Below are 13,508 nucleotides of genomic sequence, written 5' to 3'. Positions count from 1 at the left end.
GCTTGCTCCAGCAAGTCTTGCTTGGGAGGGAACCCTAGCCGTTGAAGAGCATGCAGACGACCAGACCGAAGAACGTGGCACCTTCGATGAGGGCCGCCGCGATGATCATGGCCGTTTGAATGTTACCGGCGACTTCGGGCTGGCGAGCCATGCTCTCGACCGCGGTGGCGCCGATGCGGCTGATGCCGAGCGCAGCGCCGATGATCACGAGGCCGGCGCCGAAGGCACCACCGAGGAAGATGCTGAAGCCATGCGAGGCATGACCGGCGGGCGAAGTCGCGGCCGGGGCAGCGTCTTGAGCGAACGCCGGAGCGGCAACCATCAACATCACCAGGCACAATGCGGCAATTTTGCACACCTTGAACACGATCGCTATCTCCTTGAACTTGAGGTCTCTGGCCCGCGGCGCATCGCTTAGTGGGGGTGAACCGCCATACCGATGAAGAGGGCCGTCAGAAACGTGAAAATGTATGCCTGTAAGAACGCCACAAACAGTTCCAGCATGCTGAGCGCGGTGGCTCCCAGCATGCTGGCCGACGCGACGCCATAGTGCAGGGAACTTCCGGCACTGGCGGCGATGAATCCCAGGATCACGGCGAGCACCAGGTGCCCAGCGAACATGTTGGCCAAAAGACGCATGGCCAAGATGAGGTGTTTGATGAGCAGGCCCACGATCTCGATGACGAAGATCATCGGAATCAGCAGCACGGCTAGCACGAAAGGCAGGTCCATGTGGGGGACCTGTGCCTTGAGGAATCCGACAGCGCCAAGCTTCTGGACGCCAGCCGCGGTCACGGCGATCAGGGCAATGATCGCCAGAGCGCCAGTGACAGCCAGGGCGCCGGTGGGAGAGCCGGCCCAGGGGAGCATCCCCATCAGGTTGCAGCCCAGGATGAAGAAGAACAGCGTCCAGAGGAAGGGGAGGAACTTGCGGGCATCGTGATGCCCGATAGCCGGTTCGGCTACCTCGTCGCGAATGAAGCAGACCATCGCTTCGAGCAGGTTCCAGATGCGTCCGCGCGGACGAGCGCCCGAGGCCATGCGATTGGCCAGGATGATGAACACGAAGGCAATGACCACTGCCACGATGACTTCGAGCACCATGAACTTCGTCAACTGGAAGTCGAGTGCCTCGAGGTGCAGCGTGGAATTGGCGGCCACGAGGGGCTCATCAGAGATATATCCCTGCGGGATATAGAGATGGCCATCGGGCGAGATGGAACGCGGCACCTCGAAATACGGCGCGTCTTTGACGTGACCGACGAGGTGCGCGGCATCAAAAGGATCGTGTGCCATGTCCTAAGACGCCTCCACGGGACTGCGGCCACTGGCAAGCAGGGCCGGCAGGGCAAAAACGGTGTCGATGGCGAGCGTCACCAGATAAAAGGCGATCAGGTAACCGCCAAAACCATGCTCGGCGACGCGCCAATGTTGAGCCGCGGCCAACGTCAGGGCGGCCAGCGGGGGAATCAGGCGGGCAAAAGTGGCCACCAGCACGCGGACCAGGACGAGATGCGGATTGAGATCGCTGCCCACGGGCAACGACGTGCAGGCCAAGGCCGTCATCGAGCCAAACCAGCACACCAGGGCGGACAGGACCAGGGCCTGACGAGCGAGCGGCTCGTGCGAGGCGGGAGGCAGGAAGAAGAACACCGCCCCCAGCAGGGCGATGAGCAGTGTCAGCAGTCCAGCGCGCGACGCGAAGCCCAATCGGGCCAAAACGTCTGTCAGCGATGCGCGAGGGGTGTTCACGTGCGTGGCGGACGATCGGAGTGGTCGCCGCGTTGTCGTTTCGTGCCAGTCAGGCGGATCAGGTACCAGATGCCATACGGCAAACCAATGGCGAACCCAAGTAACCCGAATATCGCTCGAGTGCCGAGGTACCGGTCGAGCCAGATCCCTAACAAGCCGGGTCCGACCATCGCGACCGAAACCGTGGTGATCGTGGAAACCCAGGTGAGGGCTACCACCATCGGCGGGCGGCGTTCCGGAGGGAGAGTGCTCACGGATGAGCGGCTCGTGGGGACGGACAAGCGGAAGGGTTCATCGACGTCCAGGACTTCTTTGCCGGCAGGTGAGCGGGATCGCTCCCGGGCCCGGCGGAGAGCAGCGCGGTGGCGACTTCCCAGTCCTCGCCACGCCTCGCCTATGGTCCAATCGTCCTAAGCCGCTTGTTGGCTGGGCTTTGTGTCGTCACTCTGAGGGTGGGTAGCGGTGGCCGATCGCCCCATGCGAAAAGGCCCTAATGCTTGCGTTCCCGTTAGTTTAGGCCGGCCACTTTATCCGAGGCCCCAGGGGGTGTCAACCGACCGGATGGGAAATTCGTGTTTTTTTTCACAATGTCTGCCATCCGTTAGAACCCCTTGGCTTCTAAGGGGTTGTAACAAGACGTTTGGCCCGGCCGACATCGATTGCAGGCTGATGTCGCCATTCCTCCAACGTGAGGGGAGGTGGGGCACTTCCTGCTAGGGACCGGCGTCTTCCCCCCGCGCCCCTGGAAGCAAACGCCCGGCAACCTTACCAATCAGATAAAGTCTAACAACAAAAGATGTTATGATGATCCGTGGCCACGAAAGAAGGCCTCGCGAACGGCTTTTCTCGTTGCCAATGCCTGGACGTTCGGTTACACTCGATGTTACACGTGCGCCCTGATTTGCCGGATTTGGCGGCGGCAAGTTTGGGGCCTGCCCGCCAGTGCGGGCACTGTAGGCTGGAGCACCGTTCGTGGGGGATGGTGTTCGCCGCTTGAGTGTGATTGCCGTTGTCAGCCTTGCTCGCCGCGGCCGCCACTCGAGGGATCCTCGTAGATAAGAGGAAGAGGGGAGAGGCGTTTGTCGCGTGGATCAGTTTCGCTGGCCGAAGGGGCCCGAGGCGGACTGGTTGAAGCTCGTGACGAACACGCGTGACGGCGAAACTCCGCAGGCCTAAGGACTGTCCGGGAGGATTCGTGCGGAACTTCACGGTCAGGGACGACTCTTCTGTCCGAGCGCGCCGCTTTGCGTGGCGCGCCGGTGCCAGACCCACGGGAGATCAGTCCACCGATGACCGCAGAGAAGCTCAAGAGCCTCACCGTCCGTGATCTCGCGCAATTGGCCAAGAAGCGCGGCGTTCACGGTTGGCATTCCATGAAGAAGGCGCAGCTCGTCCGGGTCCTCACCTCGGCCAAGATGCAGCGTCCCGCCGCGAAACTGAGCAAGCCGGCCACGGCTGCCTCACGCAAGTCCAACATGCCGCGCGCCGCATCGACGACGAAGAAATCGACGTCGAATCACAAGCCGGCTGCCCCGCGACCGCTTTCGCCCGCCGAACGCCGGCGCCGCGCGACGGTCGAGCGTCGCCTGCAGAATGCGAAGTCGAAGCAGGCTCATTCGAAGGATCTTGCTCGCCCGAACAACGCCAAGACGGGACGCGACCGCCTGGTGGTGATGGTGCGCGATCCCTTCTGGCTGCACGCCTACTGGGAGCTCACGCGGCAAGGAGTGGAGCGTGCCGAGGCCGCGATGGGGCAGGACTGGCACACGGCTCGCCCCGTGCTACGGTTGCTCGATGTATCGAGCCCGGGCACGACGAGCAGCTCGGAGACCGTCATCCGCCACATCGACATCCACGGCGGGGTCTCGAACTGGTACATCGACGTGCAGGATCCGCCGCGCACGTATCGCGTCGACATCGGCTATCTGGCTGCCAACGGCAAGTACTTCGCGCTGGCTCGCAGCAACATGGTAAGCACGCCGCGGGCTGGGTCGAGCGACGCCATCGACAACAACTGGCAGGCCGTGGCGGAGAATTTCGACAAAATCTATGCCATGAGCGGCGGTTACTCACCCGAGGGGCCGAGCCCCGAGTTGCAGGAATTGTTCGAAGAACGTCTGCGTCGTCCGATGGGTTCTCCCATGATGACGCGGTTCGGCGCTGGCGTGGATGGCCTGCTGTATCACGGCAAGCGTCCGCCGTTCAACTTCGAGCTCGATGCCGAGTTGATCGTCTTTGGCTCGACCGAGCCCGATGCCCACGTCACCTTGCAGGGCGAACCGGTGCAACTGCGTCCCGACGGCACCTTCACCGTGCGGTTCAGCCTGCCCAACTGTCGGCAGGTGATTCCGGCCGTGGCCTCGAGCGTCGATGGCGTCGAGCAGCGGACGGTGATCCTGGCGCTCGAACGCAACACCAAGGTGATGGAGCCGGTGACGCGCGACAGCGCGGATGCCAGCTAGCGCACGGCGACGTTGCCCGGCGAGCGTGCCGGCGCCAAGATGGCGCCTGTGCCTGCCGTTTCTGGGGGGACGGACGAAGTGTCGCGGCGCGAAGCGGTGGTCGCACGGCCGATTCTTTCGTCAGAATCGCTGCAACTGCCCGAGGAAATCGGCTCGGGTTGTCCCTTGTTCTGCATCGCCCTAGACTTGTAACGGTCGGTCGCCCTGGGCGTGCTGGTCGCGGGGCAGGTGCCATTCTTCGATTTTCTCCGGCCAGTAATTTTGTCTGGCCGATCGTGTTTTTAAGGGCGGCGAGCTCGCCGTGTTCGCGTGTCGAAAGACATCTCGCAGATCCTCGACGGCTGGAATTACGAGCCCGATGAAGTGCTCGTGCGAATCGTTCAAGGGGACGATGGCCAGGAGAAGATCCAGCTCCGTCTCGACCTGGGGTTGTTGCAGATGTGCGTCGATGGTCGCCCGGACGGCGATCGCCCCGAAGGATGCGAATCGTGGCTCGACTATTATCAGCGCGAGGCTTCCGGCGACGGGACTCGGTTTCAGCTCGATGACAACGACTGTGGCCGGCTGCTCCGCGAAGGGGTGCAGTATTACCACCGGTATCTCAGCTTCTGGCATCTCAAGCGGTACGAGTTGTGCGCCCGCGACACGGCGCGCAATCTGAAGCTGTTCGGCTTTGTACGCAAATACGCCCCGAGCGAGCGGAGCAAGCTGCAGTTCGATCAATGGCGCCCCTACGTCATCATGATGCACGCGCGGGCGGTGGCCACGCCGCTGATCGAGATGCGAGACTATGGCGGCGCACTGCCCGCGATCGACTCGGGCATTCGAGCGATCGGCAAGTTCCTGGAAGACTACAACCAGCTCGAGCGAGCCGACCAGTGCGGCGAGCTCAACATGTTGAAGAAATGGCGGGGCGAAGTGGCGGCCATGCTCGACGAATCGGCGCCCAAGTCGGCGCGGACGTCGATTCAGCTTTTGCACATGCGGCTCGACGAGGCGGTAGCCGACGAGCGGTTCGAAGAGGCCGCCAAATTGCGGGACGAAATACGCCGTCTCTCGGAGCAACCGACGGCTCCGCCGCTCGAGTAGAGACGTCGTAGCGAGGCCCCTCTCCGGGCTTTCCGCCGCGTGCCGCGCGGAGTTTGTAAACACTGACGGCAATGCTGCTTATGCCAGCACTCGCGCCTGTAGTTTCAGGGCATTTAATACTTGTTTCTCCCAGGGGCAATTGCTACGATTCGGTTGGTCTTGCGGCGTGGCAGGTTGACTGTTCGCTGCAGGCTGCAAGGCATTTGCCTCTGCCATGTTCGTGATGTCGATGCAGCTTTTTGGTGAGCCGATAAGAAGTCCGCTGGGTGCTAAATATAAGACCTGGCCGCGTGTATAGCCGCCGCCCGGACATTGCGTTCCGGAACCATGCGGTCGGATCACACAACCTGGGTCTTCAGGCGCCCCCTTGTGAACTGCGGGCTCTCTAAAACCCATCGCCACGGCATTACGGTGGAGGGATGTCTTTTTCCCTCGCCTCGCGCGAGCGAATAGAATTGGGTATCGCAGCGCCGGTGGAACTCGCTTCCCCGACACGGCGGTACCCTTTTTTCTGCGCCCTTGCTTCGTGCCGCTCAATCCATGGACGCGACCAAGACCACTGCCGCATTGTCTGCCGACCTGCGTGCCAAGCACGAGCGGGCAGTGGCGATGCTGCGCGAGCTGGGGTCGTGCGCGGTGGCATTTTCGGGGGGCGTCGATAGTGTGCTTGTCGCTCAGCTTGCATTTGAGGCCCTGGGCGAGCGCGCCGTCGCCGTCACCGGCACGAGCGACAGCCTGGCTGCCGGCGAACTGGAAGCCGCCGTGCAACTGGCCCAGCAGATCGGCATCCGGCACGAGATCGTCCGCACGAGCGAGTTCGCCGATGCCAACTATCTCGCGAATCGAGGGGACCGCTGTTACCACTGCAAGACCGAGCTCTACACGCAGCTCGAGTCGCTGCTGCCGCGTTTGGGCGTGCGGGCCATGGTGAACGGGGCGAATTTCGACGACCGCGGCGATCATCGGCCCGGCATGATGGCCGCGGGGGAACACGCGGTGCGTAGTCCCTTGCTCGAGGCCGGACTGACGAAAGCGGAGGTGCGCGAGCTCACCGCCTGGTATGGGCTGCCGGTTTGGGACAAGCCGGCGACCCCCTGTCTGTCGAGCCGCATCGCTTACGGCGAGGAGGTTACGTCGGACCGCGTGCGGATGATCGACGCCGCCGAGCAATTCTTGCGTTCGCTGGGGCTGGTGGAACTACGTGTGCGGTACCACCGGGGCGATCATGCCCGGCTGGAAGTGCCGCTAGGAGCGCTCGCGCAACTGTGCGAGCCGGCGACGCGCGAGCGTGTCGTGACCGAATTGAAAGCGCTCGGCTTCAAGTATATTTCGCTCGACCTCGAAGGCTTCCGCTCGGGCAGCCTGAACCAGGTGTTGCCCGTCGAATCGTTGCGCATGGTTTCTCGCCCGGTGTAGGTCAGGTACTCTGTACCTGACATTACATTTCATTCGTCTGGCCTTCTCCGCGGGGATGCTATGGATTTTCTGCGAGCACGCTCCAGGCTGCTGATGCTCTTGATTCTGCTCGTGCCACCGGCGACTGCGGCCGAGATCCCGCCGCTCGATCCCTCGCGTGCGACGCGCGACGAGAAAAGCTCGACGCTGTGGTACGACTTAAAGCTTCTGCCGATCGAAGGGCAGGGGTGGAGTGAAACGAAATCGCCCTACGATCGTCTACCGGCGAAGGCCGAAGGCAAGGTGCGCGACGCCGTGTGGAACCTGAGTCGACATTCGGCGGGCATCGCCGCGCGCTTGGTCACCGACGCCACGTCGATTCAAGTGCGCTGGACCCTGACCTCCGACAAACTCGCGATGCCGCACATGGCAGCCACCGGCGTGAGTGGCGTGGATCTCTACGTGCGCGACGAGCAGGACCATTGGCGCTGGCTGGCGTGCGGCGCTCCGAACGCTCCATCGAACACCGTGCAACTGGTCTCGGGCATTCCCGCGGGCACGCGCGAGTACCTGCTCTATCTGCCGCTCTACAACGGCGTATCGTCGGTCGAAGTGGGCGTGCCCGAGGGCACGACGCTCGCGGCCGGCCCGGCTCGAGCGGAAGGTCATGCCAAGCCGCTCGTGTTCTATGGCACTTCGATTACGCACGGGGCGTGTGCGTCGCGGCCGGGCATGTGCCACCCGGCGATTCTGGGACGCCGCTTCGATCGGCCGGTGATCAATCTCGGTTTCTCGGGCAATGGCCGCATGGAGCCCGAGGTGGCCGAATTGCTCGCCGAGATCGACGCGGGCGTGTACATCCTCGATTGCCTGCCCAACATCGGCGCCGAAGAGGTTCTCGTTCGTACGAAACCCTGTGTGGAGATCCTGCGCAAGGCGCATCCGGAGACGCCGATCGTACTGGTCGAGGATCGCAGCTACAGCGATGCGTTTCTCGTCACGGGCAAGCACGAGCGCAACCGCACGAGCCGCGAGGCGCTGCGCAAGATGTTCGACGAGTTGAAATCAGCCGGAGATGAAAACCTATACTATCTCGAAGGCGATAAGCTGCTCGGCGATGACAACGAGGGAACGGTCGACAGCTCCCATCCGACGGACCTGGGCTTCATGCGCCACGCCGATGCGTTTGAAGAAGTGCTGGGGCCGATTTTCGGCGAGGCACGCTGACGGGCGTCGACATTTGACGCCCGTCAGGCAGCATCGTGTAAGATGGCGTTGGAGGGTCAATCGATGTCCGATTTGACATCCGACTTCGGCAATTCGACCCAGAACAGGTCATAGAGATTCACCTTGGCCCAGGCGTACGAAACTTCTCGATAGCGGCCGCCCACCGAGTCGCGCGTGAGAAAGACGCCGCCTCCGTCTGCATTGGGATCGTCGCGATAGCCGACGAACAGCCGGCTATGGTTCGAGCCGGCGCACACCGGCCAACCGGCGGCGAGCGTTTCACGGATCGCGGCGAATTCCTCGTCGCTCAGCCCGCTGCTCTTCGACCAGCGGCGAATCCAATGGACCTGGAATTCCGCGCGACCGATCTCTTCGGCATCGCGCTTGGCCTCATCGCTCGGCTCCGTTCCGGCGAAGCGTGATTCGTAGGGCATCAACTCGTCGCGACAAAGGCCGTGCTCGTCGAAGCCAGCCAGCAGGTGATGAAAGAACTGCCCGCGGTCGGCCGTTTTGTTGCCGATGTGCTGGTTGCAGGCCCAGTTCAGATACTCGACCGATAGGGGCATGCCCTCGCCACGGGCCTTCGACAACGCGAATTCAAACGCCCCCACGGTGACGAACACGGAGCACGTGTTGCGGCGTCCTTGCGAACGAGGTGAAAGTTGCATCTGCTCGAACTGCGGTCGTAGATCGACCTGGCTCGGTAGAGTCTCCGAACTTGGATTGGCCGCGAGGATCAACAGCGAAACGAGCAACGTCATAACATGATCCTCTGGTTGTCCGTATCGATCCTGTCTTGGAGTCGAACCGGCACTGGCAGAGCCAGGCAAGTAGGTCAGGTACCCTGTACCTGACACCGTTCGACGTGGCGAACTCGATCGATTGTCAGGTACGGGGTACCTGACCTACTTGGTTGCGCAGCGTCTAGATTCCCCGTCCCATGGCGCGATCGGCGATATCCTTGCGGCACCAGGCGCCATTCCAACGAATGGCTTTCACCGCGGTGTAGGCCTGCAATTTGGCGGCGCCCACGTTGTCGCCCAGGGCTGTGACGCCGAGCACGCGGCCGCCATCGGTCACTGTCTGACCGTTGCTCGTCGAAGTGCCGGCGTGGAAGACTTTCGTGTTCGGCACCTGGACCGCCTCTTTCAAGCCTCGAATGGCGGCGCCGCGCTCGTACTTGCCTGGATAACCGGCTGCCGCCATTACGACGCACACGGCGGGGCGAGGATCCCACTCGAGCGGTTCGATCTCGTCGAGCTTGCCCGCCACCGTGGCCTGCAGCACCGGCACGAGATCGCTCTTGAGCCGCATCAACAGGGGCTGGCATTCGGGATCTCCCAAGCGCACGTTGTACTCGAGTACCTTTGGGCCTTGGTTCGTAATCATCAGACCGGCGTAGAGCACGCCGCGAAATGGCCGGCGGTTGCGCTTCATGGCATGGACCGTGGGCACGAGCACGTGCTGCTCGATCCAGCCGAGCATCTCGTCGGTGATGAGCGGGGCAGGGGAGTAAGCCCCCATGCCCCCCGTGTTCGGACCCGTGTCGCCATCGTGGGCACGCTTGTGATCCTGCGAGGCGGGCAGCGTCATGATCGTTTGCCCGTCGGTGATGGCGATGATGCTGGCTTCTTCGCCATCGAGTCGTTCCTCGATGACGATCTGGTCTCCCGCGGCGCCGAACTCCTTGTCGCGTCCAATTCTTAGTACGGCGTCGATCGCTTCATCTCGTTTGGGGCAGACGACTACCCCCTTGCCGGCGGCCAGTCCGTCGGCCTTGACGACGACGGGGACATCCTCGCGGTCTTTGAGAAACTTGATGGCGGTCTCGGGAGAACGGAATACGCGGAAATCGGCTGAAGGGACATCGGCGTGTCGCAGCAGGTTCTTGCAGAAGACCTTGCTCCCTTCGAGCTCGGCCGCCGCTTTCGAGGGGCCGAAGATGGGCAACTTCGCTTCTTGAAAGGCATCGACGATGCCGGCGACTAGCGGCGCCTCGGGGCCAACCACCGTCAGGCCGATCTCTTGCTCGCGCGCGAAACGAATCAACCGCGGGAAATCGACGGGCGAGATGTCGACATTCTCGGCCTCGAGCGCGGTGCCGCCATTGCCCGGCGCGACGTAGACCTTCTCGACCAGGGGACTGGCCGAAATCTTCCAGGCCAGGGCATGTTCGCGGCCGCCATTGCCGACGATCAGAACTTTCATGCGATGCAATCTCGACGAGGGAGCCACGCGATGCGGGCACGCGCAGCAAGGATCGGGAAGGGAAAGCGGGGGTCACCGGATTTTATGGCCGGCGTGCATCGCGAACAAGGAGGCCATGCTACGGCGTCGAGGCCGTTAACCGTTCTGCTACCAGCTCGGCCACGTCGCGTACCGCGATGCCGGCTTCCTCATCCTGTTTCGAGGCATCGTCGAGCATGGTCATGCAGAAGGGGCAAGCCGTGGCGACCGTTTTGGCGCCGGTCGATTTGAGCTGTTCCCAGCGGGCGATATTGACCCGCTTGTCGATGTCTTCTTCCATGAACATGCGCCCGCCACCGGCCCCGCAGCAGAAGGTGTTCTTGCCGCACTGGGCCGCTTCGAGGATCGGCAACTGCGGCCCGCTGACGCTGGCGAGTGCCCCCCGCGCTGCCTCGCCACCGTCGTTGTGGCGCGAAAGGTAGCAGGGATCGTGCAGCACGACGGGGCCTGTCGTGCCACCATTGGCGGCGGGCACGTCTTTGAGAGCGTCGACGGGCAGCTTGCCCTGCTCGACGAGCTCTTGAATCAGCTCGGTGTGATGCAGGACGTGATACTCGCCGCCGAAATCAGGATACTCGTTCTTCAATGTGTTGAAGCAGTGGGCGCACGAGGTCACGACGCGATTGAATTTGACGCGCGACAAATGGTCGACGTTCTTCGTGGCTTGCTCGAGAAAGGTGAACTCGTCTCCGAGTCGTCGAGCGGGATCGCCCGTGCAGCTTTCCTTCTTGCCCATGATCGCAAAATCGACCCCCGCGGCGCGCAGGATCTTGGCCAGAGCCCGACTGACCTGCTGATTGCGGCGATCGTAACTGCCCGCGCAGCCGACCCAGAGGAGGACGTCGGGCGATGGTTGTGTCTCGGTAGTGGGCACGTCGAGTCCTTCGGACCAGGCGGCGCGATCCTCGGCGGGCAGACCCCAGGGGTTGCCGGTGGCGGCGATGCTGCGCAGCGCCCCTTGAGCGCTACCGAGCACGGCGCCCTCGCCGACGAGATGGCGACGCATCTCGACGATCGTGCCCATCTGATCGATCAGCACGGGGCAGTGATGCACGCACGCGCCGCACGTCGTGCAGGACCAGAGCGTCTCGGCCGAGATGACGTCGCCGTGCAGCGATTCGGTGCTGTGCCCCGCCTCGGCGATGTCGAGCACCACGCGCATCGGCGACAGCGGCTTGTGGGTGTTCCAGGCCGGACAGGCCGATTCGCAACGGCGGCACTGCGTGCAGGCGTCGTAGCTGAGCAAGCGGCGCCAGGGGAATTCCTCGATCTTCGCCAGTCCGAAGCGGCCGGTTTCCTCCACCTCTTCGAGGCTCACCGGCTGAAAACGCCCGGACCGGGTCTCTTTCGAAATGGCGATGTGTGCTGGCGCCACCAGGAAGTGCAACAGCTTGGTATAGGGAATGATGGCGATGAAGACCATCACGAGTACCATGTGCAGCCACCAGAAGCCGAAATGGAGCGTGGTGGCGGTTTCGACTGTCGTGCCGGCACCACGCATCGCGGCGGCCATGGCATAGCCGATGAAGGAGACGTTCTTTTCCCAGTTGTCGTCGAGCGCGAGGACGCGTAATGCCTCGACGACGAAGCCGGTGACGCCGATGATGAGAAACAACCACAGAATCGCGGCGTCGATCGGCTTGCTCGACGGCTTGACGCCTAACGCACCGGTACGGCGCAGCATGGCGATGACGAGCGCGATAACGAAGCCGGCGCCGAACAGATCGAGCAACCAGGAGGTGACGTCGTAAAAACGACCGGTCCACGTAATGCCGAACAGGCCGAAAATGCCATAGTGCTCGAGCGCGACAATCACCGTGCCGATGAAGAGCACGATGAAGCCGTAGAAAATCATCATGTGGCTGGCGTAGGCCCAAGGGACGCGCGCAATGCGCACTTGTGCCAGGATGTGCCGCGCCAGCCGGGCCAGCACCTGTCCCAAGGGCTCGTTGATGGGAGGAGCCTGGGAATCCTCGGACAGACCGCCGCCGGCGCCCAGCCGGGCAGCCGTGCCGCGGCGCCAGACCTTGAACCGACCGTAGATTCCCCAGGCGCAGATGGCCGAGGCGATGACGAACAACCCGTACATCGCGATCTTGGTGACGGGGTCGTCAACGTTCCACATGATGGGACGTGTGTGTTCCATCCGCTGCCTTTACGAAAGTTGGTCGCCTGGGTGTACTCGTCGCCGATACTCCGCCACTCGCGCGGCGAGGATTCACCATTTTAGCTTCTGACCGCCGCGGTAAGAACCACGGGGGGTGCCCCATGTCGACGCTGCTAGGGGGCCGTAAGGCGGCCCCCACAACACCGGCATGTCGGACGAAGGCATGACCGTAAGCCAGATTCGCGGCCTGTGGGGCACGACGCGCAAGTTTGCCGTGCCGTTCTGCGAGTATTTCGATCGCATCGGCTTTACGAGGCGCGAGGGAGATCGGCGACGACTCGCGTACGAATCGGCCTAACGCCGCACGGGACTCGGCGGACGAAATGCCCGTGCCAACCAGAACCAGATGGCAACCTGTCCTGCCAGGTAAAGGACGAGCGATGCGAGCACCAGGAGCGGCGCTGGGGGGATGGCCGCGGGAACGTTCGTTCCGGCTGCAGCGATCGCCCCAAAGGCTGCGGCGGCGTAATGTATCGCAAGCGTGCCGATCACCGCGTACCGCGCGCGGGCATTCTGCGCCATGGCAACTCCCACTCCGATGAGCGTCCACAGGACGATCATGCCGGTGATCGCCACCTCGGGCATGAGCAGCCCGAACGGAGCGGTGAGGAGTTGCACGACGAGAGAAGGGCCATCGTGCCCCGCGCGCGTCAACGAAAACGCCAGGGCCAGCAACGTCACGCTATAGAGCAGCCCCAGTCGCGCGCCGACAATACGACGATAACGCCGTTCATCCTGGCGAGACGTGGGCGAACCACGTTGGACGCGTGACACGGTTCGTCTCCGCGTCTCGAGGTGCCCCAGAGCGACAGGCTCAGTCGGTGCGGCTCGTAACTTCCAACAGGTGCCAGCCGAACTGAGTCTTCACGGGTTCGCTGACCTCGCCCACGGGAATGCTGAACACGACGCGATCGAACTCGGGGACCATGCGGCCCGGCTCGAACGAGCCCAGGTCACCACCGCGGGCGCCGGAGGGGCACTTCGAATGCTTGCGGGCGAGTTCGGCGAAATCTTTTCCCTCGCCGATCTGCTGCTTCAGATCGAGGCATTCTTTTTCCGAGGCGACCAGGATGTGTCGAGCGCTGGCCTTCTTTGCCATCTCAGGCTCCTTCTCGTGCAAGTTAGTTTTGGAACGGAGCCCACCTTGGTGGCGCGCCGCAAAAAGGTAA

The 13,508-nt window shown here is 62.9% G+C and carries 14 protein-coding genes; 6 read left to right on the top strand and 8 right to left on the bottom strand.

Features of this window, described 5'->3' with window-relative positions:
• Positions 1–34: 34 nt before the first annotated feature.
• The 3 genes from atpE to KF708_08085 all read right to left on the bottom strand — a co-directional run bounded on the left by atpE (position 35) and on the right by KF708_08085 (position 1,752).
• Positions 35–322 carry an ATP synthase F0 subunit C gene (gene atpE, locus KF708_08095; protein ID MBX3412633.1) on the bottom strand — a complete coding sequence of 96 codons (288 nt, stop codon included), beginning with the start codon at positions 320–322 and terminating at the stop codon, positions 35–37.
• Between the two features lie 92 nt (positions 323–414).
• On the bottom strand, positions 415–1,296 hold the full coding sequence (atpB, locus tag KF708_08090) for a F0F1 ATP synthase subunit A (protein MBX3412632.1): 882 nt from the start codon (positions 1,294–1,296) through the stop codon (positions 415–417).
• Positions 1,297–1,299: 3 nt separating this feature from the next.
• On the bottom strand, positions 1,300–1,752 hold the full coding sequence (locus tag KF708_08085) for a hypothetical protein (GenBank protein MBX3412631.1): 453 nt from the start codon (positions 1,750–1,752) through the stop codon (positions 1,300–1,302).
• Positions 1,753–3,041: 1,289 nt separating this feature from the next.
• Between KF708_08085 and KF708_08080 the strand changes: the two genes are divergently transcribed.
• The 5 genes from KF708_08080 (at position 3,042) to KF708_08060 (ending at position 7,925) form a co-directional block, all read left to right on the top strand.
• Positions 3,042–4,214, top strand: a complete 1,173-nt coding sequence (locus tag KF708_08080) for a DUF4912 domain-containing protein (protein MBX3412630.1) — start codon at positions 3,042–3,044, stop codon at positions 4,212–4,214.
• Between the two features lie 48 nt (positions 4,215–4,262).
• Positions 4,263–4,406 (top strand): hypothetical protein, encoded by a 144-nt coding sequence (locus KF708_08075; protein MBX3412629.1) that lies wholly within the window; start codon positions 4,263–4,265, stop codon positions 4,404–4,406.
• A 117-nt stretch (positions 4,407–4,523) separates the two neighbouring features.
• The gene (locus tag KF708_08070) at positions 4,524–5,303 is read left to right on the top strand and encodes a UvrB/UvrC motif-containing protein (protein ID MBX3412628.1); all 780 of its coding nucleotides are present in this window, start codon (positions 4,524–4,526) and stop codon (positions 5,301–5,303) included.
• 540 nt (positions 5,304–5,843) lie between these two features.
• Positions 5,844–6,719 (top strand): ATP-dependent sacrificial sulfur transferase LarE, encoded by an 876-nt coding sequence (larE, locus tag KF708_08065; protein ID MBX3412627.1) that lies wholly within the window; start codon positions 5,844–5,846, stop codon positions 6,717–6,719.
• Positions 6,720–6,779: 60 nt separating this feature from the next.
• Positions 6,780–7,925, top strand: coding sequence for an SGNH/GDSL hydrolase family protein (locus KF708_08060; protein ID MBX3412626.1), 1,146 nt, complete (start codon positions 6,780–6,782; stop codon positions 7,923–7,925).
• A gap of 56 nt (positions 7,926–7,981) precedes the next feature.
• On the opposite strand, the gene KF708_08055 is transcribed toward KF708_08060, so the two are convergent.
• From KF708_08055 to KF708_08045, 3 genes are all read right to left on the bottom strand, one after another.
• On the bottom strand, positions 7,982–8,686 hold the full coding sequence (locus KF708_08055) for a hypothetical protein (protein ID MBX3412625.1): 705 nt from the start codon (positions 8,684–8,686) through the stop codon (positions 7,982–7,984).
• Positions 8,687–8,849: 163 nt separating this feature from the next.
• Positions 8,850–10,142, bottom strand: coding sequence for a phosphoribosylamine--glycine ligase (gene purD / locus KF708_08050; protein MBX3412624.1), 1,293 nt, complete (start codon positions 10,140–10,142; stop codon positions 8,850–8,852).
• A gap of 109 nt (positions 10,143–10,251) precedes the next feature.
• Positions 10,252–12,318, bottom strand: coding sequence for a 4Fe-4S dicluster domain-containing protein (locus KF708_08045; protein ID MBX3412623.1), 2,067 nt, complete (start codon positions 12,316–12,318; stop codon positions 10,252–10,254).
• A 169-nt stretch (positions 12,319–12,487) separates the two neighbouring features.
• Here KF708_08045 and KF708_08040 point away from each other — a divergent pair, with 169 nt between their 5' ends.
• Positions 12,488–12,637, top strand: coding sequence for a SelB C-terminal domain-containing protein (locus tag KF708_08040; protein MBX3412622.1), 150 nt, complete (start codon positions 12,488–12,490; stop codon positions 12,635–12,637).
• Here KF708_08040 and KF708_08035 read toward each other — a convergent pair.
• Together KF708_08035 and KF708_08030 are read right to left on the bottom strand one after the other, a co-directional pair.
• On the bottom strand, positions 12,634–13,113 hold the full coding sequence (locus tag KF708_08035; protein ID MBX3412621.1) for a hypothetical protein: 480 nt from the start codon (positions 13,111–13,113) through the stop codon (positions 12,634–12,636). The two genes, KF708_08040 and KF708_08035, sit on opposite strands and share 4 nt — an antisense overlap.
• A 40-nt stretch (positions 13,114–13,153) precedes the next feature.
• Positions 13,154–13,438: a peptidylprolyl isomerase gene (locus KF708_08030; protein ID MBX3412620.1), complete on the bottom strand. Its 285-nt coding sequence runs from the start codon at positions 13,436–13,438 to the stop codon at positions 13,154–13,156.
• Positions 13,439–13,508 lie beyond the last annotated feature (70 nt).

The organism is Pirellulales bacterium, assembly GCA_019636335.1.
In the GTDB taxonomy this organism is placed as follows: domain Bacteria; phylum Planctomycetota; class Planctomycetia; order Pirellulales; family JAEUIK01; genus JAHBXR01.
This window is presented reverse-complemented; position numbering and strand designations above follow the sequence as displayed.

What these genes read in the sequence shown, in the direction of transcription:
- atpE (MBX3412633.1), bottom strand. Translation starts at nt 322, where the DNA reads ATGGTTGCCGCTCCGGCGTTCGCTCAAGACGCTGCCCCGGCCGCGACT.
- atpB (MBX3412632.1), bottom strand. Translation starts at nt 1,296, where the DNA reads ATGGCACACGATCCTTTTGATGCCGCGCACCTCGTCGGTCACGTCAAA.
- KF708_08080 (MBX3412630.1), top strand. Translation starts at nt 3,042, where the DNA reads ATGACCGCAGAGAAGCTCAAGAGCCTCACCGTCCGTGATCTCGCGCAA.
- larE (MBX3412627.1), top strand. Translation starts at nt 5,844, where the DNA reads ATGGACGCGACCAAGACCACTGCCGCATTGTCTGCCGACCTGCGTGCC.
- KF708_08060 (MBX3412626.1), top strand. Translation starts at nt 6,780, where the DNA reads ATGGATTTTCTGCGAGCACGCTCCAGGCTGCTGATGCTCTTGATTCTG.
- KF708_08055 (MBX3412625.1), bottom strand. Translation starts at nt 8,686, where the DNA reads ATGACGTTGCTCGTTTCGCTGTTGATCCTCGCGGCCAATCCAAGTTCG.
- KF708_08045 (MBX3412623.1), bottom strand. Translation starts at nt 12,318, where the DNA reads ATGGAACACACACGTCCCATCATGTGGAACGTTGACGACCCCGTCACC.
- KF708_08040 (MBX3412622.1), top strand. Translation starts at nt 12,488, where the DNA reads ATGTCGGACGAAGGCATGACCGTAAGCCAGATTCGCGGCCTGTGGGGC.
- KF708_08030 (MBX3412620.1), bottom strand. Translation starts at nt 13,438, where the DNA reads ATGGCAAAGAAGGCCAGCGCTCGACACATCCTGGTCGCCTCGGAAAAA.